At 59.2% G+C, this 21,185-nt stretch carries 16 protein-coding genes; 9 read left to right on the top strand and 7 right to left on the bottom strand.

Annotation, left to right across the window (positions count from 1 at the left end; genetic code table 11):
• Together Q666_RS40855 and typA are read right to left on the bottom strand one after the other, a co-directional pair.
• On the bottom strand, positions 1-924 hold the full coding sequence (locus Q666_RS40855) for a rhodanese-like domain-containing protein (RefSeq protein WP_031270163.1): 924 nt from the start codon (positions 922-924) through the stop codon (positions 1-3).
• A gap of 426 nt (positions 925-1,350) precedes the next feature.
• Positions 1,351-3,174: a translational GTPase TypA gene (typA, locus tag Q666_RS40860; RefSeq protein ID WP_023002822.1), complete on the bottom strand. Its 1,824-nt coding sequence runs from the start codon at positions 3,172-3,174 to the stop codon at positions 1,351-1,353.
• 204 nt (positions 3,175-3,378) lie between these two features.
• Between typA and Q666_RS40865 the strand changes: the two genes are divergently transcribed.
• Positions 3,379-3,840, top strand: coding sequence for a MarR family transcriptional regulator (locus Q666_RS40865; protein ID WP_023002823.1), 462 nt, complete (start codon positions 3,379-3,381; stop codon positions 3,838-3,840).
• Positions 3,837-5,048 carry a multidrug effflux MFS transporter gene (locus Q666_RS40870; RefSeq protein ID WP_023002824.1) on the top strand — a complete coding sequence of 404 codons (1,212 nt, stop codon included), beginning with the start codon at positions 3,837-3,839 and terminating at the stop codon, positions 5,046-5,048. The genes Q666_RS40865 and Q666_RS40870 overlap by 4 nt, the downstream gene beginning before the upstream one ends.
• 213 nt (positions 5,049-5,261) lie before the next feature.
• Here Q666_RS40870 and Q666_RS40875 read toward each other — a convergent pair whose 3' ends face one another.
• Positions 5,262-6,836, bottom strand: a complete 1,575-nt coding sequence (locus Q666_RS40875) for an alkaline phosphatase (RefSeq protein ID WP_031270166.1) — start codon at positions 6,834-6,836, stop codon at positions 5,262-5,264.
• Positions 6,837-7,130: 294 nt separating this feature from the next.
• Here Q666_RS40875 and folP point away from each other — a divergent pair, with 294 nt between their 5' ends.
• From folP to Q666_RS40895, 4 genes are all read left to right on the top strand, one after another.
• Positions 7,131-7,967: a dihydropteroate synthase gene (folP, locus tag Q666_RS40880; protein WP_168691940.1), complete on the top strand. Its 837-nt coding sequence runs from the start codon at positions 7,131-7,133 to the stop codon at positions 7,965-7,967.
• Positions 7,964-8,479: a 2-amino-4-hydroxy-6-hydroxymethyldihydropteridine diphosphokinase gene (gene folK / locus Q666_RS40885; RefSeq protein WP_023002827.1), complete on the top strand. Its 516-nt coding sequence runs from the start codon at positions 7,964-7,966 to the stop codon at positions 8,477-8,479. Before folP ends, folK begins: the two co-directional genes overlap by 4 nt.
• Before the next feature lie 110 nt (positions 8,480-8,589).
• On the top strand, positions 8,590-10,017 hold the full coding sequence (locus tag Q666_RS40890; protein ID WP_023002828.1) for a sulfatase-like hydrolase/transferase: 1,428 nt from the start codon (positions 8,590-8,592) through the stop codon (positions 10,015-10,017).
• 771 nt (positions 10,018-10,788) lie between these two features.
• Positions 10,789-11,769 carry a sulfatase-like hydrolase/transferase gene (locus Q666_RS40895; protein WP_023002829.1) on the top strand — a complete coding sequence of 327 codons (981 nt, stop codon included), beginning with the start codon at positions 10,789-10,791 and terminating at the stop codon, positions 11,767-11,769.
• Here the strand turns inward: Q666_RS40895 and Q666_RS40900 are convergent.
• The 3 genes from Q666_RS40900 to Q666_RS40910 all read right to left on the bottom strand — a co-directional run bounded on the left by Q666_RS40900 (position 11,766) and on the right by Q666_RS40910 (position 14,467).
• A complete protein-coding gene (locus tag Q666_RS40900) occupies positions 11,766-12,449 on the bottom strand; it encodes a hypothetical protein (RefSeq protein ID WP_023002830.1) in 684 nt (227 codons plus the stop codon). The two genes, Q666_RS40895 and Q666_RS40900, sit on opposite strands and share 4 nt — an antisense overlap.
• Positions 12,450-12,459: 10 nt before the next feature.
• Positions 12,460-13,680, bottom strand: coding sequence for an argininosuccinate synthase (locus Q666_RS40905; RefSeq protein WP_023002831.1), 1,221 nt, complete (start codon positions 13,678-13,680; stop codon positions 12,460-12,462).
• A 166-nt stretch (positions 13,681-13,846) separates the two neighbouring features.
• The gene (locus Q666_RS40910; RefSeq protein WP_023002832.1) at positions 13,847-14,467 is read right to left on the bottom strand and encodes a TetR/AcrR family transcriptional regulator; all 621 of its coding nucleotides are present in this window, start codon (positions 14,465-14,467) and stop codon (positions 13,847-13,849) included.
• A gap of 181 nt (positions 14,468-14,648) precedes the next feature.
• Between Q666_RS40910 and Q666_RS40915 the strand changes: the two genes are divergently transcribed.
• The 3 genes from Q666_RS40915 to Q666_RS40925 all read left to right on the top strand — a co-directional run bounded on the left by Q666_RS40915 (position 14,649) and on the right by Q666_RS40925 (position 19,739).
• Positions 14,649-15,110: a (2Fe-2S)-binding protein gene (locus Q666_RS40915; RefSeq protein WP_023002833.1), complete on the top strand. Its 462-nt coding sequence runs from the start codon at positions 14,649-14,651 to the stop codon at positions 15,108-15,110.
• 3 nt (positions 15,111-15,113) lie between these two features.
• Positions 15,114-17,300 carry a xanthine dehydrogenase family protein molybdopterin-binding subunit gene (locus tag Q666_RS40920; RefSeq protein WP_023002834.1) on the top strand — a complete coding sequence of 729 codons (2,187 nt, stop codon included), beginning with the start codon at positions 15,114-15,116 and terminating at the stop codon, positions 17,298-17,300.
• A 297-nt stretch (positions 17,301-17,597) separates the two neighbouring features.
• Positions 17,598-19,739, top strand: a complete 2,142-nt coding sequence (locus Q666_RS40925) for a methyl-accepting chemotaxis protein (protein WP_023002835.1) — start codon at positions 17,598-17,600, stop codon at positions 19,737-19,739.
• 72 nt (positions 19,740-19,811) lie between these two features.
• Here Q666_RS40925 and rlmN read toward each other — a convergent pair whose 3' ends face one another.
• Positions 19,812-21,029, bottom strand: a complete 1,218-nt coding sequence (gene rlmN / locus Q666_RS40930; protein WP_023002836.1) for a 23S rRNA (adenine(2503)-C(2))-methyltransferase RlmN — start codon at positions 21,027-21,029, stop codon at positions 19,812-19,814.
• Positions 21,030-21,185 lie beyond the last annotated feature (156 nt).

The raw sequence follows: 21,185 nt of genomic DNA on the forward strand, positions 1-21,185 counted from the left end.
TCAGTTCAGTATCTGGTTTATCAGGTTCTGTACGAGACCCGGTGTGTTGGCCATCTCGTTTCCGGACTGGGAATATTCGACCATGGAGCCCGCGTAAAGCTTTGCGTTTTCCACTCCGGCGACTTCGGACACCGCAAACCAGTGAGCCGCGGCCCAGTGGCCGGTGTTGCAGAAGGAAACCGTATCCTTGCCGTCTTCGACACCAAGCGATGCTTTCAGCGCGGCAGGATCGATGGCGGTGGACATTGCCGGCGAGCCTTCCTTGAAGAAAGCGGTGTAGGTGTGGTTGATGGCGGTCGGCAGGGTTCCCGGACGCGAGGCAGCTTCATGCGCCTTCTTGCCGTTGAAGAAATCCGCCGGGCGAGCATCTACCAGAAGCGCATTCGACTCGCCTGCAGCGACGGCGGAAACGTCTGCCGTGGTGGCCAGCCAGGTGTCGTCAAAGGTCAGTTCCAGCTCGCTCGGAAAGGCGGATTCGGCCGTGGCGTTGACCGGAAGGCCGGCGGCTTTCCAGGACTCCAGGCCGCCGTTCAGGATCGACAGGTCGGTGAAGCCGGTGGATTTCAAGGTCCAGTAGACACGCGCGGCAGAGCCGAAGTCCGTATCGGTCTTGCCTTCGGACAGGATCACGATCGGCGTATCCTGTTCCAGGCCGAGTTCTTCCAGTTCGGCTTCCAGCTTTTCAACATCCACAAGGCCGCCGGGGTTGTCCGCCGGTCCGCGGAACATGCGATAGGGCGCAAACAGCGCGCCGTCTGCATGGCCTTTCTCATATCCCTCGTTGCGGATGTCCAGAAGCACCGGCTCCACGGTGTCCAGCGACGCGGACAGCTCGGCAGCCTCCACCAGTGGGCCGAAGCTTGCGGCGGTGGCGGATGTGGCGAGGCTTGCGGTCATCGCCAGTGCGAGAGCGAAATGTTTCATTGGTTCAGCCTTCCTTGTGCGCGGTTGCCCTGAGGCCAGGCGCTGCAATTCTTAGGAGGAATTGTAAGGAGTTCCCGGTCGGGAGGCGTGGGATGGCGTTTCAATTTCCGTCACCGGACTGACAATTTAAACCAAGGCGGACATGCGCCGTGGCAATTGGTTGCGGCAAAGGTTTGAAGACAGCCTCAAGCCTTCTGGTCAGCCGGCGAAACAAGTGGGCCCTGAAAACCGGAGAAGAGAAACCAAAACCTCATTCTGAGGAAGCGCGAAGCGCTGTCTCGAAGAATGGGCGGCAGTTTTCGGAGCAAGCAGCCCATCCTTCGAGACGCCGCTAACGCGGCTCCTCAGGATGAGGTGCAATGGATACCGGCCCTCAGTAAAAAGCCCGGGACATTGCCCGGGCTTTTCTGGTTGGTTCAATCGGGCTTATGCCGATTCCTTGTTCGCCGCACGTTCGGCGCGCTTGCGCTCATGCGGGTCGAGGACGGCCTTGCGCAGGCGGATGGAGTCCGGTGTGACTTCCACCAGTTCGTCGTCTGCGATGTAGGAAAGCGCTGCTTCCAGGGTCAGCTTCTTCGGCGTGGTCAGCTTGACAGCGTCGTCCTTGCCGGCGGAGCGGATGTTGGTGAGCTGCTTGCCCTTCAGCACGTTCACTTCCAGGTCGTTGCCGCGGGTGTGTTCGCCGATGATCATGCCCGGATAAACCTTGGTGCCCGGATCGATCATCATCGGGCCGCGGTCTTCCAGGTTGAACAGGGCATAGGCAACTGCCTCGCCGGTACCGTTGGACAGGAGCACGCCGGTGTGACGGCCCTGGATCGGACCCCGGTGCGGCTCATAGCCATGGAACAGACGGTTGAAGATCGCCGTGCCGCGGGTGTCGGACAGCAGTTCGGACTGGTAACCGATGAGGCCGCGGGTCGGAGCGTGGAACACCAGACGGGTGCGGCCACCGCCGGACGGCTTCATTTCCAGAAGGTCGGCCTTGCGTTCCTGCAGCTTCTGAACCACGACGCCGGAATGTTCTTCATCAACGTCGATGATGACTTCCTCGATCGGCTCCAGGCGGTTGCCGGCATCGTCATACTGATAGACGACGCGCGGACGGCCCACTCCAAGCTCGAAGCCTTCACGGCGCATGTTCTCGATCAGGATCGCCAGAAGAAGTTCGCCGCGACCGGAGACGACAAATGCGTCCGGCTCGTCGGTGTCTTCCACCTTCAGGGCGACGTTGCCTTCTGCTTCCTTCTTCAGGCGGTCGCGAATGACGCGGGACTGAACCTTGGAGCCTTCGGTGCCGGCCAGCGGGCTGTCGTTGACGCGGAAGGTCATGGACAGCGTCGGCGGATCGATCGGCTGAGCCTGCAGGGATTCATTGACCGACGGGGCGCACAGCGTGTCGGCAACGGTTGCCTTGGTCAGGCCCGCGATGGCGACGATGTCGCCCGCTTCACCCTTTTCGATCGGCTGACGTTCCAGGCCACGGAAAGCAAGGATCTTGGAGATACGGCCGTTTTCAACCACGCTGCCGTCACGGGAGAGCGCCTTGATCGGCATGTTCGGCAGAGCGGTGCCCGACACGATACGGCCGGTCAGGATGCGGCCCAGGAACGGGTCGGATTCGATGGTGGTTGCCAGGATGCGGAAATCGCCCGGCTGGGCTTCCGGCGGCGACACCTTGTCGAGGACCATGTCGAAGAGCGGGTCCATGCTGTCCTGCGGGCCGTTCGGCTCCAGAGCCATCCATTCCTGCTTGGCCGAACCGTAGAGCACCGGGAAGTCGAGCTGGTCTTCATTGGCGTCGAGGGCTGCGAACAGGTCGAAGACCTCGTCCAGCACTTCATCGGCACGCTGTTCCGGCTTGTCGATCTTGTTGATGGCGACGATCGGCTTCAGGCCGAGCTTGAGGGCCTTGCCGAGCACGAACTTGGTCTGCGGCATCGGGCCTTCAGCAGCGTCCACCAGAAGGATCACGCCGTCGACCATGTGCAGGATACGTTCGACTTCGCCGCCGAAGTCGGCGTGGCCCGGTGTGTCCACGATGTTGATGCGGGTGTCTTTCCAGACCAGCGAGGTGACCTTGGCCAGAATGGTGATGCCGCGCTCACGCTCGATATCGTTGGAGTCCATCATCCGTTCTTCGGTGCGCTGGTTGTCGCGGAAGGCACCGGATTGCTTCAGAAGAACGTCGATGAGTGTGGTTTTGCCATGGTCAACGTGCGCGATGATGGCAATATTACGAAGGTTCATGAGTGGCTCCAAAAGACAGAACGGGCCCTTTGGGACCCGCAGCTTGTCTGGAAGTTGATTATGCTATGGATCGGCATCCGCGCCGAATTTGGCGCCTTTATACGTGGCGCGAGGGAATTGTGCAACGCAATGTCACATCTACGCATTGACAGTGCTTCCTGAAGCGCCGTATTCGTAAGGTAACCTTACTAAAATGGGGTGGCGATGGGAGTTCCAACTCCGAATGTCGGTGTCACCATGCTGGTCGTTGATCTGGCACGGTTGCTGCGGCGAAACTTCGAGGCGGAGTTATCCAAGGTCGACACTGGTCTGACTGCCGGAGAAGCGCGTACGCTGTTTTATGTCTGGCGACTTCCGGGTCAACGGCAGGCCGTTCTGGCAGATGCGATGTATGTCGAGCCGATGACCCTGGTCGGGTACCTCGACACGCTCGAAAAGGCCGGATTGATCCGCCGCTGCCAGGACCCGAACGACCGCCGGGCCAAGATAATCGAGCTGACGCCGTCGGCCGATCCATTGCTTGAGAAAATTGGGACTGCCCTGCAAGAGGTGCGCTCCAGGGCGCTTGAGGACATTCCCGCCGACCAACGGCAGATACTGGAATCGCTTCTGCAGACCATGAAGGACAGCCTGCTGCAGGAGGTTTCCAAAGGGAAACAGAAATGACCGCCGACAGCTCAATCATGAGCGCAAGACGTACATCGCTTCTCGGGGCCGGGCTTGTCGCTATCGGCCCCATTTCGATGGCGCTTTATACCCCGGCCATGCCGGCCCTGGTCGAAGCCTTCGGGACCACCGATTCAGCGGTCAAGCTTACGCTGACGGCGTATTTCGCCGGTTTTGCCGTCACGCAGCTGGTTTGCGGCCCTCTGACGGACGCCTTTGGGCGCAAGCCGGTCACGATCGCCTTCCTGGTCCTCTATCTCGTCTCAAGCGTGCTGGCGACCTTCGCGCCGACTGTCGAGTTCATGGTCTTTGCCCGAGCCCTCCAAGGTGTGGGGGCCGCGGTCGGCATCGCGGTGTCGCGCGCCATCGTCCGCGACCAGTTTACCGGCCAGGCCTCTGCCAGGATCATGAATACGATCGCGATGATGCTGGCCCTTGGCCCGGCGATTTCGCCCACCATCGGCGGGATCGTGCTGGAACTGTTCGGCTGGCAGGAAGTGTTCTGGTGCATGGTGATCTACGGTGCATTGCTGATGGTTGCGGTGCTCGTGTTTCAGGTTGAAACCAACCCGCAGCCGGGCAAGCATCACCTCAATCCGCGGCAACTTGCGATCAACTACGGCACCTTGCTGAAGGACCCGAGGTTTCTGGCACCAAGCCTTCTCATCGGTTTCGGGCTTGGCAACCTTTATGCCCTGGCGACCGTCCTGCCTTTCATCCTGATCTATGAAGTCGGTCTGACGCCGTCCGCCTTCGGGTTGACCATGATCATCCAGTCGGGTTCCTTCATTTCTGGAACCATTCTCACGGGTCGTCTGCTTCGCTTCTTCGAAGCCCGCAAGCTGGTACCCTACGGGCTCAGCCTCTGGGTCGTTGCGTCAACGCTGATGTGCTATGTCACGCTCACCCATGAACCGACGATCCTGACGGTGATGGGGCCGGTGGCGCTGTTCACATTCGCGCTGGCGCTGGTTCTGCCGGCAAGCTTCACCGAATCCATGGCACCGTTCCCGCACATCGCCGGTTCGGCAAGTTCCATGCTCGGCTTTCTGCAGTTCGGTGGCGGCATTGTCGCCAGCCTCGCGATCGCTGCACTCGGAGAGCCGATCCTCGGTCTCGCTTTCATTCTGCCGGGTATGCCCATCGCCGGCATCATTCTGTTCCTGATCCTGCGCAGCCAGATCCGTCAGCCGGCTGCGGCGGAGTAGGCGCACATTATCCGCCTCTCCGTCGTCATCCCGGCCAAGCGCAGCGCGAGCCGGGACCGGGGAGGCGCAGCGCCGACTGATAAGTCTCCATCGGAGACACCTCGGCTCTCCGGTCCCGGATCTCCGCTTCGCTGCGTCCGGGATGACGAAGGTAGGTTTTTTTAAAACAAACGGGCCGGTTTCCCGGCCCGCTCTTTTTTCTGGAAACTCTGATCAGGCCTTGCGAATCGGATCCAGCGTGACGGTGTGCAGTTCGACGTCGTCACGGTCCATCAGGCGGACGGTGAGCTGTTCGCTCTGACCGTCGATGTCGACCAGGCCGAAGAACTGCAGACCCATGGAGGGGGGCAGGTTGGCGCCCTGTTCGGCGGTCGGGGCCTTGATGTACTTAAGCTCCGGGCCGAAGGTCATGTCGAGATCGTTCGGGCCGAAGGTGCCGGCATGGATCGGGCCGGAGACGAATTCCCAGAACGGTTTGAAGTCCTGGAACTGGGCCTTGTCCGGATTGTAGTAATGCGCGGCGGTGTAGTGCACATCGGCGGTCAGCCAGACGATGTTGTCGATGTCTGCCGTCTTGATGAAGCGCAGCAGATCGGCGAATTCCAGTTCTCGGCCCTTCGGAGCGCCGTGATCGCCGTTGGCAACCGCTTCGGCGCCAGCCTGGTCTTTCCAGTTGTCCCAGACGATCAGGCCGATCGGCATGTCGCAGGCGACGACCTTCCAGGTGGCGTTGGAATTCAGAAGTTCACGCTTCAGCCAGGCAAGCTGCTCGGCGCCGAGGATGCGCGAAGCCGGTGTCATGGTGTCTTCCATCGATGCGCCGTTCGGCCCGCGATAGGAGCGCAGGTCCAGGAAGAATACGTCCAGCAGCGGACCATAGGCGATCTTGCGGTAGACGCGGCCCGGCTCGGCCGGGGTGTAGCGGATGGGAGCCAGCTCGTGGAAAGCCCGGCCGGCGCGAGCGGCCAGAAGGTGAATGTTCTTCTCGCTGTAGCGGTCGTCGGACAGAAGGTCCTTGGAGGACGACCAGTTGTTGACGACTTCATGATCGTCCCACTGGAAGAAGGTCGGGACTTCCGCGTTGAACGCCTTGAGGTTCTCGTCCATGAGATTGTATTTCCACTGGCCGCGATATTCGTCCAGCGTTTCGGCAACCTTGGATTTTTCTTCCGTGACGATGTTCTTCCAGACGGTGCCGTCCTTCAGCTCGACGGTTTCCTTCATCGGGCCATCGGCATAAATCGTGTCGCCGGAGTGGATGAAGAAGTCCGGCTGATGTTTTGCCATGGTGGCGTAGGTCTTCATGCCGCCGCGGTCGGTATCGATCCCCCAGCCCTGACCGGCGGTATCGCCCGACCAGGCGAAACGAATGTTGCGGCGGGACGCCGGGGCGGTGCGGAACCGGCCGGTCATCGGCTCGGATACGGCATTGACGTCGTTCAGGTCGGCAAAGGCGACGCGGTAGAAGACTTCCTGATCGGACGGCAGGTTCTCAAGCAGTCGCTTGACGGCAAAATCCGAGTCGGGAAGCGCATTGATCGGGGCAAGGCGCCGCGGCGTTTCGAACGTGCCGGTGGTGTCGACTTCCACCAGCATTTGCGCCGGGCGGTCCGAGCGGGCCCAGATCATGCCGGAATTGGCATCGACGTCGCCGGATTGAAGGCCGTGCGTGATCTGCGGGCGCGAGGCCGCACGCGACAGGCCCGGCATGGCCAGCGGTGAGGCCAGTACCAAACCGGTAGCAACCGATGATTTCAGAAAATTGCGTCGAGAAACGTTTGAAGACATTTTCAAGCTCCGTGGCTGGGGACCGCAGGGGCGAGTCCCTTGGCAAAAACATCAGGTGCTGAAGCTCCGTGACAGACGGATGTCTGTTCCAAGACCGTTTCCCGAATTTTTGATGACGGCGTGTGCGGATTGCCGGAAAACCGCCGCGGAACGATTGAACCTCCAAATTGCTTCCAAATCGTGATCGTCCACAGCCTTGGAGCGGGGTCAAGCAGGGTGAAGTCGCATTGGTGCCGCTTGACCGTCGGTGTCAGACGGGCCAAACACGTGCCTGACCGTCAAAAGGACGCAATGATGCCGACCCCGACAGCCTACGAGCCGCCGCGTTTCGACGCCGGACACCAACGCCCCCACGTGATGGGGATCCTGAACGTGACCCCGGATTCCTTTTCCGATGGCGGGCGCCACGCCAATGCGGATGCCGCCTTGCGGCGTGCACAGGAAATGATTCTGGAAGGGGCCGATATTCTTGATGTCGGCGGCGAAAGCACGCGGCCGGGGTCCGAACCGGTGCCGCTGGACCTGGAATGGTCGCGGCTCGATCCGATCCTTGATCAGGTGATCGACATGGGGACGCCCGTATCGATCGATACCTACAAGGCGGAGATCGCGCGCCGCGCCTGCGCGGCAGGGGCGGTCATCGTCAATGATGTGTGGGGTCTGCAAAAGGATCCGGCCATGGCTGAGGTTGTTGCCGAGGCCGGCGTGCATGTAGTTATGATGCATAACCGTCTTGCCGCCGATGCCGGACTGGACATTCTTTCGGACATCGACCGGTTCTTCGAAATCTCGATGGAACTGGCGGAAAAGGCAGGGATCGCCAGGGAAAAGCAGATCCTTGATCCGGGCTTTGGCTTCGGCAAGACCATCAACCAGAATTTCATCGTCCTGAACCGTTTCGAAACGCTGAAGAAACACGGCCTGCCGCTGTTGGCGGGTGCGTCGCGCAAGCGCATGATCGGTGCCGTGCTGGAAGCGGAAACGGAAGACCGGCTGTTCGGATCCGTTGCCGTTCACATGACGGCCATGCTGAAAGGGGCCGCGATTGTGCGGGCGCATGACGTAAGTCCACATGCCGATTGCGTGCGTATGATCGAGGCAACCCGCCTGGAACGGAACCCTGTCGAATGAATGCCGAAAATGCGATGGCTGACGCCCCGACCCGCTGTGCGCTCGGGCTCGGATCCAACCTTGGTGACCCGAAGGCCAATCTGGATGAGGCGATCCGCCGGCTGGAGGAAACGCCCGGCGTCACGCTGGTGTCCCGGTCCTCCGATTACCGGACGCCGCCCTGGGGGCCGGTGCCGCAGGACGATTTCCGCAATTGCTGCGTGGTGATCGATACCACCATGAGCCCGCAGGCGCTGCTGAAGCGCTGTCTTGAAATCGAGACCGAACTCGGACGTGTGCGCGACGTGCGCTGGGGCCCAAGGACGCTGGACATCGACGTTCTGATCTACGGTCTGCAAAAGGTCGCCGAAAACGACCTTGAAATCCCGCACCCGCGCATGGGCGACCGGGCCTTCGTTCTGATCCCGCTCGCCGAAATCTGGCCCGACGCCCCACTGGGCGACGGCCGTACCGCGATGGAAGCATTGGAAACCTGCCCGGACCAGGAGGGCGTGGTGAAGCTGGATGGGTGAAGTTTTGAACCGGGTGGCGATAGCGCCGGGGCGGCGAACCCGACGGATGGAACGTTAATTTAAACATTCTTGGACAGGATCCGGCTGGAGATTATCCAGGTCCCGTATCCATGCCAGTCGTTCAAAGTCTGAAAAATGCTCTTGAGAAGCGGCATCTCCTGTCGGCGGATACGCTCACGTTTGCCTTTGGGGCTATCCTGATCCCGAATGCCGTCTTCATTTTTCTCAGCTTGTTCTACTGCCCTTTCCGGACGTTCTTCGTACTCCTGTTGTCCTTGATCTGTCTGCTGGGTCTCTACCTGCATCGGTCTATCTTCTTTGTTCTGCTTCTTGCGGTGATGACCGTTGACGTTCTTGTCCTGATTTCCAACTTTTTCCAGATGCCGTTGCCAATGCTGGTCGACTCCCTGCGTTACGCTGGCAATCTCAGCCTTATGAATTCGGCAGTCTACCTTGCGGCCGCCATTGTTCTGCTGGTGTCCTTTGCCCTGACGTACAAAGTCGTGGTGCGCACCCGTCAGAACCGCCAGACAGTGAACCTGGCGCCTTTTTTCGTGGTGCTGGCGATCTACGCCGGGTTCGACTGGTGGGCGAATTCCCTGCCTCAGGAATATGCGCTGGCAGCCACGAGCGTTGAGGAAAGCTATGTGCCAACCGACGATGCGGCCAGTCTCTACAGCGGCCTGGAAGATCATCTGGACGATGCACAAAAGCGCAATGTGCTTGTGGTGATGGTGGAAGGCCTGGGCGCGTTTGCCTCGCAGGAACTGCGAGACCTGATCTGGCAGCCTCTGTTGGAACGCGATGTTGCCGATCACTATGTCGTTGAACAAGGCGACGCGGTGTATTTCGGGTCGACGACTTCCGGCGAGGTTCGCGAGCTTTGCAATCTCAAGGCGGATTATCGGGATTTTCGCGATCGGGAGAGTGGTGAGTGTCTGCCGCTGAAAGCCGTCCAGGCGGGATACCGCACAGCCGCGTTTCATGCCTTTACGGGCAACTTCTTCGAACGGTTCGATTGGTATCCGAAGATCGGCTTCCAGGACCTCTTCTTCATGGAAAACAAACTTGGGTTTGGCGCCGACCGAACCCTGCCCCTGTGCGGGATCGCTTTCCAGGGATATTGCGATGAAGACGCTGCCGAAGCCGTTGGGAAATTTCTGTTGGAAGCTGACGGTGACCGCAAGTTTGCCTATTGGCTTACGCTGAATTCCCACAAGCCGGTCAACCCCGGCGAAGTACCGCCTAGATTTTCCTGTGACGATGGCGGCGGTGTTTTTGGAGATGTCGAACTTTGCCGGATGGCGGAGCAGTGGGTGAATGTCTCACATCTGGTCAAGGCCATCGCGCTTGATGAGAGTCTCGCGGAAACCGAAATTGTGCTTGTCGGCGATCACCATCCGCCTCTTTTTTCGCGGAGTGCGCGCAACAAGTTTGCTCCAGGAAGAGTTGCCTGGCTTCACCTTAAGCCTAAAAGAGACGAGCAACAGACACTTGCGGCAAAGTTGTCAGCAGGACCTGCTGACGTTCAGAACTAATGGCTGGTATCGTCCTCCAAAAGCGCCGAACAATCTGAATGTATGGTTGTGTAGCTTTTCGTTCCACGACACGCGCGTGAGTTCGACAAGGCGCATGGAGAGTGTCACCTTGATCGGTCACTGAGCTTCCGAGCCGTAGTCGTATTCCAGACAGCATCATCATTTCAACCTGTTAACGCATGTCCCATGCGCAGGCTGGCTTTGTGCGCCTGCCTTGCAGGTTCGTGCACAACCCGTATACACTTTTTGCGATATTTTAATTTGATATAAACTTATAAGTTGCAATTTCCGCTTGTCAATGCGCCTATTAATTTTAAGGACGGAATCATGCAACCATTTTCTACACTAACAGCGCGATTACGCGAAAACAACTGGCTCTCAAAAGAAACAATAATATTTGCTACTCTTCCAATCCTGATACCGAATGCCTTTTACATATTATGCTCCATTTACTTTAGTCCTGTTCGGTCGATATTTATATCTTTCCTGGGATTGATCTGTGTCTTAGGGTTGGTTATAAATCGACATGTGTTTTTTGGGCTTTTATTTCTAATATTCTTGATTGATTCTCTTGTTTTTACCTCTTTTTACTTTCAGATGCCACTCACGATGATAGTGGACTCACTCCGCTACGCGGCAAACCTTAGTGTCTTTCAGTCTCTACTCTATTTTCTGGTTGTATCAGCTCTGTTGTGCTCCTTTTGGTTAACTTATGTGACCGTGACACGGCTAAGCCTCCATCGGCACAAAATCCGACTTGTGCCATTCGCGATGGTTTTGACCACCTTCTGTGCGGTTGACTGGTGGGTGAATTTGACGCCGCAGAAATCGGTCGAGGTCGCGAGCGGTTTTTCAGAAAGTTATGTGCCGATTGACCATGCGGCCAGCCAACAGGTGGATCTGGTGGAACATATGGAAACGCGATTTCAGCCAAATGTAGTCGTGGTCATGGTTGAGGGGCTAGGTGCTTTTACCTCAAGCAAGAAACAGGAAGCCGTCTGGGGTCCACTCCTTGCTGACGAGGTGAAGCAGGGCTATTTGATCGAACGTGGCACGACCGAATTTTTCGGGTCGACTACGTCGGGTGAAGCGCGCGAACTCTGTAATCTCAAGGCCGATTACAGGGACTTTCGTGATAAGGACAGCGCGGACTGTTTGCCTCAGCAAGCGTTGAACGCGGGCTATCGGACTGCAGCGTTTCATGCGTTCACGAACGAGTTTTTTGAACGAAAAGATTGGTTTCCGAAGATCGGATTTCAGGATCTATTTTTTCTGGAACAGAACGCAGGTCTGGATTCCATCGACACGGCCCGCCGGTGTGGCAGCACCTTCAGGGGACTTTGTGATCCGGATGTTGCCAGATCGGTCAAATCCTATCTGATAGATCGGCCGAACGAACCGAAGTTCGTGTACTGGCTGACGCTCAATTCCCACAAACCAGTTCAGCCGGGAGAAGCCCCTGCGAGGTTGTCATGCGAAACAGGCGGGATATTCGAGGATCGAGAATTGTGCTTGATGGGCGAACAATGGCTGAATGTTGCACATCTGGTGCGTGACATTGCTTTGACGAAACATTTGACAAATACTGAGTTTTTACTTGTCGGCGACCACCATCCGCCCTTGTTCTCGCGCAGTGGCCGCAACCAGTTCCAGCCTGGAAAGGTTGCCTGGTTGCACCTGAAGCCAAAGATCGATCCTCGCACCTTGACGGCTGCAGGACCGGTTCAACTCAAAGCATCGTTGAGCAACTAGAGCCCCAGGAAACTCTCCATGTGAAACCCGGCCGTTTGCTGGCTTTGCCGGTGTTCCTGGCCAAAGGGGCAGGCCCGTCTTGCCAGGCAGCCGGACCAGCAATCGAGGTTGCGGCTGGTCGCCAGATGGTTTCGGCAGTCAGTGACCTTGTAGCCTTCGTGCACCGTAACGGCACCGACCGGGCAAACCGTTAGGCAAGGTGTGTCGGTGCAGGTCGGGCAGGGGCCGTCCATCGTGACCGGCGTCGGTCCGTCAATGGGGGCCGCACTCAGAAACGCTGCGCGGAAGCCGGCCCAGGGGCCGAAGGTGCGGTGGGCGAGAACGCCGAGCGGGCTTTGGGAGAAGCCGCCGCATTTCATCGCCCATTGCTGGAACGGGTGATAGGGCGGGCCTTCGAAGGGAAACACCGGTTCGTAGCCGGATGTCTCGGCAAGGTCCAAAAGGCTGCGCCGCGTATATCGGTCGAGAGGATCCGGGTGGCCGTTTTTGTATTCCGGACTTGCCGTCAGGTGCGGCCAGATCGACGGACCGGTGCTGCCGATCAGGAGAAGGCTTCGGGCCTGCTTGCCGCTGGCAAGAGGTGGAACGGCAACGGTGCCATCAGGAGCAAAGCCGCCGAGCAACAAAAAACCGGCGGCAGCAAGGTTCTGTTCGAGCTTTGCTGCCGCCGGGGTTGTCATGTCAGAGATCTCAGCCGATCCGGTCGCGCTTGGCGAGGGTGCGCAGGCGCAGGGCATTCAGCTTGATGAAGCCGGCGGCGTCCTTCTGGTCGTAAGCACCCTGGTCGTCCTCGAAGGTGACCAGCTCTTCGGAATAGAGCGAATAGGGCGAGGACCGGCCAACGAGGATGACGTTGCCCTTGTAGAGCTTCAGCTTGACGGAGCCGGTGACATGCTCCTGGCTCTTGTCGATGAGCGCCTGCAGCATTTCGCGCTCCGGCGAGAACCAGAACCCGTTGTAGATCAGCTCGGCGTAACGCGGCATCAGTTCGTCCTTCAGGTGCGAGGCACCGCGGTCGAGCGTGATGGATTCCATGGCGCGGTGCGCCGTCAGGAGGATGGTGCCGCCCGGCGTTTCGTAGATACCGCGGCTCTTCATGCCGACGAAGCGGTTCTCGACCATGTCGAGACGGCCGATGCCGTTGTCGCGGCCATAGTCGTTGAGTTTGGCAAAGAGCGTTGCCGGCGACATCTTCTCGCCGTTGAGGGAGACGGCGTCGCCCTTTTCGAAGCCGATTTCGATATAGGTGACTTCGTCCGGTGCTTCGGTCGGGTCAACCGTGCGCTGGAACACGTAGTTCGGTGCTTCCTCGGCCGGGTCTTCCAGCACTTTGCCTTCCGATGAGGAGTGCAGCATGTTGGCGTCGACGGAGAACGGGGCTTCGCCGCGCTTGTCCTTCGGAACCGGGATCTGGTGCTGTTCGGCGAACTCCAGAAGGTCGGTCCGGGACTTGAACGTCCAGTCGCGCCACGGCGCGATCACCTTGATGTCCGGGTTGAGGGCATAGGCGGACAGTTCGAAACGCACCTGGTCGTTGCCTTTGCCGGTTGCGCCATGGGCAATCGCGTCAGCGCCGGTTTCTTCGGCAATCTCGATCAGGCGCTTGGAAATCAGCGGCCGGGCGATGGAGGTGCCCAGCAGGTAGACGCCTTCATAGACAGCGTTGGCGCGGAACATCGGGAAGACGAAATCGCGGATGAACTCCTCGCGCAGGTCGTCGATGTAGATTTCCTTGATGCCGAGCATTTCGGCTTTCTTGCGCGCCGGCTCCAGTTCCTCGCCCTGGCCGAGATCGGCGGTGAAGGTCACCACTTCGCAGCCCAGTTCGGTCTGCAGCCATTTCAGGATGATGGAGGTGTCGAGGCCGCCGGAATAGGCCAGCACGACTTTTTTGATGTCACCATGCGCCATTTTGGGAAAAATCCAGTTCGATGTTCCTGGCGGTTTCCCGCCGATGAAAATTTGCGGCAATTTAGCCGGTTCTATGCATGGCGCAAGCCCCGCGATGCACTCATTTCGTCGCGTTTCGCTCTACACGGGTCGATCTGCCATGTCGGGAAATTTTGGCGGTCGCCTGTTACTGCGCCGCCAACGTTTGCGCGGTTGCCCTGGCGCCGTATCGAGCCAGGAACATGTCGACGCTCTCCTCGATGATCCGTTCCATCTCGGGGCGGGTTGTCACGCGGCCGCTGTGGATGTTCGGGTAGAAGGATCGGGCCTTGATCAGGCCGAGAAATTGCGTGGCCGCGAGGGACGGGTCGTCGGCCGTGAGCTTGCCTTCACGCGTGGCGCGATCCATGAACTCGGTAAAGACGGAGATCTTGGTCATGCGGCTGTCCATATCGGCTGCAAGGGCCGGGTCGCGGATCGTTTCGCTCATCACCATGCGGGCCAGGCTCATGAAGCACGGGTTGATCATGAGCTCGCCTTCGGCCCAGCCGAGACGCACCAGGGCATCGCGAATGGGCGTCGCCGGGTCGTAGGCGACTTCAAGCGCCGAGTTGATCTGATCGGCAAGGCACTGGTTTATCTCCTTGAAAAGCACGTCCTTGCTTTCAAAGTGATTGTAGACCGTGCGCTTGGAAACCTGGGCTCGCTCGGAAATCCGGTCCATGCTGGCTCCGGCATAACCCTTTTCCTGAAACTCGGCGATTGCAGCCTCGACGATCTGCTTCTTTTTCTGATCCGATACGGACATTACCTACTCATATATACCCCGTTGCATTATCTGTCAGACGACAGGACCCCCGCCTCTTTAATCCCAAAAATCGCGCCCTATGTAAACTCTGGCGTTTACAGATGTGCAGTTACGAACTAAACTGCACGGTGTAGTTTACATCCTTTAGCCAGAATTGGCCAGCCAAAGGAGACGCCTCCTCATGTCAGTGACATTAAAAATCAACGGGGAAACGCGTACGCTCGACGCGGATCCCGAGAGCCCCCTGCTGTGGGCTCTGCGCGACGAGCTGGGAATGACGGGGACAAAGTTCGGTTGCGGCATCGCTTCCTGCGGTGCCTGCACGGTTCACATGGACGGTATTCCGGTCCGGTCCTGCCAGACGTTCGTCGGCGACCTCGAAGGCGCTGAAATCACAACGATCGAAGGTATCGACGGCAAGGCGGCTGCTGCTGTCCAGGCCGCCTGGAACGAGCTGGACGTGCCACAATGCGGGTATTGCCAGTCAGGCCAGATCATGGCCGCGACTGCCTTGCTTGCCGAAACGCCCAAGCCGACCGACGAGGACATCGACGCAGCCATGGACGGCAATGTCTGCCGCTGCGCCACCTATGCCCGGATCCGCAAGGCCATCCACCTTGCTTCAGACAAGATGGAGGCCTGAGTCATGCTGCATCTCCTGAAACAACCGCTGGCAGCCGCAATGCCGACACGGCGCACCTTCCTGAAGATGTCCGCCGGTACCGTTGGTGGCCTGGTGCTTGCCATGAACCTGCCGCGCTCGACTGCCTCGGCCGCCGAAGGCGAGTTCATCCAGCCCTTCGTTCACATCCGTCCGGACAACACGGTCGTGGTCCTGTCCAAGCACTTCGACATGGGACAGGGCACGGCCAGTGGTCTGTGCAGTTTGGTCGCCGACGAGCTCGACGCTTCCTGGGAGCAGGTCACAGTCGAATTCGCACCGTCCAATCCGCAAGTCTATGCCAACTCGCTGTTCGGCGTGCAGGGCACCGGCGGGTCCACGGCCATGGCGAACTCCTTCATGCAGTACCGTCAGGCCGGTGCCGCGGCAAAGGCAATGATTGTTGCCGCCGCGGCAAAGGAATGGGGTGTGCCGGCGGGTGAAATCACCGTGTCGGGCGGCGTCGTTTCTCATGGTGCGGACAAGTCCGCGACCCTGGGTGAGCTTGCCGGTCTTGCCGCCAACGAGGACGTTCCGGCAGAGCCGACACTGAAGACACCGGACCAGTGGGTCTACATCGGCAAGTCCTTCCCGCGTCTTGACGTCAAGAACAAGACCGTCGGTGCGCCCAGAACCTACACGATGGATTTCCAGCGTGACGACCTGCTGGTTGCCGTCGTTGCCCGCTCGCCCCGTTTTGGCGGCAAGGTGAAGTCGTTTGACGCCACCGAAGCCAAGAAGGTGCCGGGCGTCGTCAATGTGCTGCAGATCCCGAACGGGGTTGCGGTGATCGCCAAGTCCACCTGGCCGGCAATCAACGGCCGGTCCCTGCTTAAGATCGAGTGGGATGATGCCGAGGCCGAAACCCGGTCAAGCGATGCGATGATCGCCGAACTGAAGGACATGACCACCAAGCCGGGTGTGAAGGTTCGCGAAGACGGTGATGTCGACGCGGCGCTGGAAGCTTCGGCGAAGGTCATCGAAGCCGACTATGACTTCCCGTTCCTGGCCCATGGCGCCATGGAACCGCTCGACATCGCCATGATGTTCGACGGTGAAACAGCGGAATTCTGGTTCGCTTCCCAGATCCCGACCATCGATCACAACGTGGCGGCCACCGTACTCGGCATTCCGTTCGAGAACGTCAAGATCAACACCCTGTGGGCTGGCGGGTCCTTCGGGCGCCGCGCTCAGGCCGATGCGCATCCGGTCGTGGAAATCACCACGCTGGCCAAGGCGATGCAGGCCGCCGGCATGCCACCGGCTCCGGTGAAGATCGTCTGGACCCGTGAGGATGACATGGCCGGAGGGTACTACCGTCCGATGTCGGCTCACCGGCTGCGGGTCGGGCTTGATGACCAGGGCAACGTGACGGCGTTCAAGTACAACATCGCCGCCAAGTCCATCGTCAAGGGCACGCCTTTCGAAGCCATGCTGATGAAGGACGGTGTCGACCACAACATGACCGAAGGCGCGCATGACACCACTTATGCGTTTCCGCTGATGAACATGGACCAGTCCTTCCAGGAAACGAAGGTGCCGGTTCTTTGGTGGCGCTCGGTCGGTCACACCCACACGGCCTACGTCATGGAAACCATGATCGATCGTCTGGCCAAGGAAGCCGGCAAGGATCCGGTTGCCTATCGCCTCGAGATGATCAAGGACGATCCGCGCAAGGTGGGCGTGTTGAAACTGGCGGCTGAAAAGGCGGGCTGGGACACGCCCTTGCCTGAAGGGCGCCACCGCGGTGTCGCCGTGCACAAGTCCTTCGGCTCCTTTGTGGCGGAAGTGGCGGAAATCTCCTTCCGCGACGACGGCACTGTGAAGGTGGAAAAGGTGACGGCAGCGGTCGACTGCGGCACGCCGATCAACCCGGACAATATCCGGGCACAGGTCGAAGGCGGCATCGGCTACGGCCTTGGTGCGATCCTGCGGAACCAGGTGACGCTCGCCGACGGTGTTGTCGAGGAAACCAACTTCGACACCTACGAGCCGATCCGGATGTCCGACATGCCGGAAATCGAGGTGCATATCGTTCCCTCGAACGAAGCACCGACCGGCATCGGTGAGCCCGGTACTCCGCCAATCGGCCCGGCAGTCGCCAACGCGATTGCCGCTGCCAAGGGCGAGTGGTCAACCAGCCTGCCGCTGGCAAAGTCCGGTCTCGTCTGAGCCTCGCCGAAGAATACAAAAAGGCCGCCTCCGGGCGGCCTTTTTCATGAGAGCGTAACCTTTGCCGAAGGCGCCAAGCGCCGGATTAGAGGCAAATGTGCGATCTATCTATGGTGGTATTATTTCAAGATGAATCCTCAGGTATAAGCATTGATGTAGGAATTAATCTTATTTTCTACCGTTAGTTACATTCTTATTGTTTTCAACTTCTCTATTTTTCTAATTTTATCAATATTAACCAACATTAAATTGCTGAGATCTAGCCTTCTCGTAATAATTCTACTTCGGGAGGGTGCCTTGGGAACCCGAATCTCAAAACTCAGTTTTCGTCTGCCGGCCATCATCTCCGGTTGTTCGGTTGTGGCCGCGCTGTTTGTAGGCGCCCTTGCCTATTGGGTCAGTTCAACGGATCTGGAAGAGCAGGCGGAAGAGCGGCTTTCGGCTCTTGCAAGTGCGCGCGCCGGAGATCTTTCGCACTATCTGGACTCCATCGTGCAGGATCTGCAGGTCACCGCCGCAAGTCCGTTCGTGAAATCCGCACTGGCGGATTTCAAGGAAGGGTGGGCAAGCCAGGAGGGCGATGCCACGGCGAGTCTGCAGAAGGCCTACATTCACGACAATCCGCATCCGACGGGCCAGAAAGACGCGCTGATGCGCGCTGGCGACACCGCCTACGACGAGGCGCATGAACAGTATCATCCGTGGTTCAGCAAGATGCTGAAGACCCGCGGTTACTACGACATCTTCCTGTTTGCGGAGGACGGCTCGCTCGTCTACACGGTGTTCAAGGAACTCGACTACGCAACCAACCTGACCACCGGCAAATACAAGGATACGGATCTGGGCAATGCCTTCCGGGCGGCGTTGAACGGTGGACGGGACGAAGTTCGCTTCTTCGATTTCAAACCATATGCTCCGAGCGCGGATGCGCCGGCAAGTTTCATTGCGACACCGGTTTTTGAAGGCGGCAAGCGTGTCGGCGTGCTGGCCTTCCAGATGCCCATCGACAACATCAACAGCGTGATGAGCAGCTCGGCGGGTCTCGGAGAAACAGGGGAGGCCATCCTTGTCGGCGCAGATAAGCTGTTCCGGAACGATTCTTCCAAGACACCCGGACAGAACGATATCCTGACCGCAAGCCTCGATTCGTCTCTGGTGGATCAGGCCCTTGGCGGCAAGCCGGCTTCCGGAAACCTGGAAGGGTTCCGCGACACGGACTATCTGGCCGCTGCAGTGCCTCTGACGTTTTTTGGAGCCAATCTCGCGGTTGTTACGGTCGAGGCACGCGATGAAATTCTCGCGCCGGTGCGGGCGCTGCGCAATCAGATCGCACTGATTTGCCTCGGGATTTTCGGCATCATGATGGCAATCGGCTGGCTGGCTGCACGCTCGATCGTTGCCCCGATCAAAAGCCTTGTCGCCAATGCGGCTCGCCTCGCCGGTGGTGATGTATCCGTCGTCTTTGCGGAAGCAGACCGAAAGGATGAGGTTGGAGAAATCGCGGCCGCCATTGCAGGCTTCAGAGATGGCGTCGCCGAGCAGGCGCGTCTGGAAGAAGCACGAAAGATTGAAGAACAGGCTCGTACGGACCGTCAGCTCCGGATCGAGGCGTTGATCGAGGGCTTCCGCACGCAGTCATCCGAAATGCTCGGTTCCGTTGACGCTGCCATGTCTGAAATGCAAGCCAATGCAAGTTCCATGATGGAAACGGCCTCAGGGGCTTCTGAAGAGGTGAGCAGCGCTGCTGCGGCAACAACCCAGGCATCGGGCAACGTACAGCTTGTTGCGGCCGCCACTGAGGAGCTGTCATCGTCGATTTCCGAAATCGGTCAACGTGTGGAGGAAACCACGCGGGTGATTGCCGATGCGACCAGCCAGACCCAGGCAAGCACACAGAAAATGGAATTGCTGTCGTCGGGTTCTGCCAGGATCGGCGAAGTGATCGGCCTTATCCAGGCAATCGCTGAGCAGACCAACCTTCTGGCGCTCAATGCGACAATTGAAGCGGCACGGGCCGGCGAAGCCGGCAAGGGCTTTGCGGTGGTGGCTGCCGAAGTGAAAGAGCTGGCCACCCAGACCTCCAGGGCGACCGAGGAAATTTCCAACCAGATTGCGGAAATCCAGTCTGCCACCGAGCAGGCAGTGACCGCGATTGAAGGCATCGCTTCCATCATGGTTCGGGCGAACGAGAACACCACCTCGATTGCCGCTGCCGTTCAGGAACAGGATGCGGCCACCGGCGAGATCAGCCGCAGTGCTTCGGAAGCTTCCTCAGGCACACGCGCGGCCAGCGACAACATGTCGAATGTCAGCACTGCCGTGGAAACGACGGCCAATTCGGCGCAGTCGGTGGATCAGGCGACGCAGGTCGCCTCCGAGAAACTGCGTTCGCTGAATACGGCCGTAAACGACTTCCTGCGCGAGGTCGCTGCGGCCTGACGGATCAGAATCTGAAAACAGGAACGGCGGCTCCAGTGAGCCGCCGTTTTTCGTTCAGCAGATGATGTTGCCTCAGGAGGCTGCCAGGGCCTCGCGGTCCTTCTTTCGCATGCGCTCGGACGCGGATTTCAGCTGTCCGCAGGCGGCGAAGATGTCGCGGCCACGTGGCGTGCGGATCGGAGAGGCATAACCGGCGCGGTTGACGATGTCGGCAAATTCCTCGATTCGCTCCCAGTCGGAGCATTCGTAATCGGTGCCCGGCCACGGGTTGAAGGGAATCAGGTTGATCTTGGCCGGAATGCCCTTCAGCAATCGGACCAGTTCAAGCGCGTCCTGATTGCTGTCGTTGACACCCTTCAGCATCACATATTCGAAGGTGATGCGCTTGGCGTTGGACAGGCCCGGATACTGCCGGCAAGCGTCCAGCAGTTCCTTGATGTTCCATTTCTTGTTGATCGGCACCAGCACATCGCGCAGCTCGTCACGAACCGCGTGAAGCGAAATGGCCAGCATGCAGCCGATTTCTTCACCGGTGCGGAAGATTTCCGGCACGACGCCGGAGGTCGACAGGGTGATGCGGCGCTTGGAGAGCGACAGGCCGTCACCATCGGACGCGATCAGCAGCGCCTTCTTGACGTTGTCGAAATTGTAGAGGGGCTCACCCATGCCCATCATGACGATGTTGGTCACCAGACGGCCTTCGGACGGCACGATGGCGCCCTGCGGGGTGTCCGCATGCGGGAAATCGCCCAGCCGGTCGCGCGCAATCAGGATCTGCGACAGAATTTCTTCGGCCGTCAGATTGCGGACCATCTTCTGGGTGCCCGTGTGGCAGAAAGTGCAGGTGAGGGTGCAGCCGACCTGGGAAGAAACGCAGAGCGTGCCGCGGCCTTCTTCAGGAATATAGACGGTTTCAACCTCGACCGGGCGGCCGGCGCCGCGCGCGGGAAAGCGGAACAGCCACTTGCGGGTACCGTCGACGGAGATCTGCTCGGACACAATTTCCGGACGGGCGATCGTGAAGGCTTCGTCCAGCTTCTGACGCAGGTCCTTGGCGATATTCGTCATCTGCGCAAAGTCGGACACGCCGCGCACATAAAGCCAGTGCCAGAGCTGGGAGGCACGCATGCGCCACTGCTTCTGCGGCACACCGATGGTGCCGAGCGCTTCACCCAGTTCCTCGCGCGACAGGCCGATCAGCGTCGGCTTGTCTTCGCCGGGCAGGACGGCTTCGGCTGAAACGGTGTGCGCGTTCGGATTGTCCCGCGCGATGTCGAGCGTAATTGCCATGTCGTGATCCGTAATCTCTTCCGGCAGGGTCTTCAGGCGTCTTGGAACAAGACTACGCGGTCGCCGGGCACCTGACTTGCAGGTCTGATTTCAAGCGCTCCCAAAACCACAAAAAGCGCCGAAAATCAAGTTTGCTGACGTGCAGGGGAGCTATGC

Source organism: Labrenzia sp. C1B70, assembly GCF_000475395.1.
GTDB lineage: Bacteria > Pseudomonadota > Alphaproteobacteria > Rhizobiales > Stappiaceae > Roseibium > Roseibium algicola.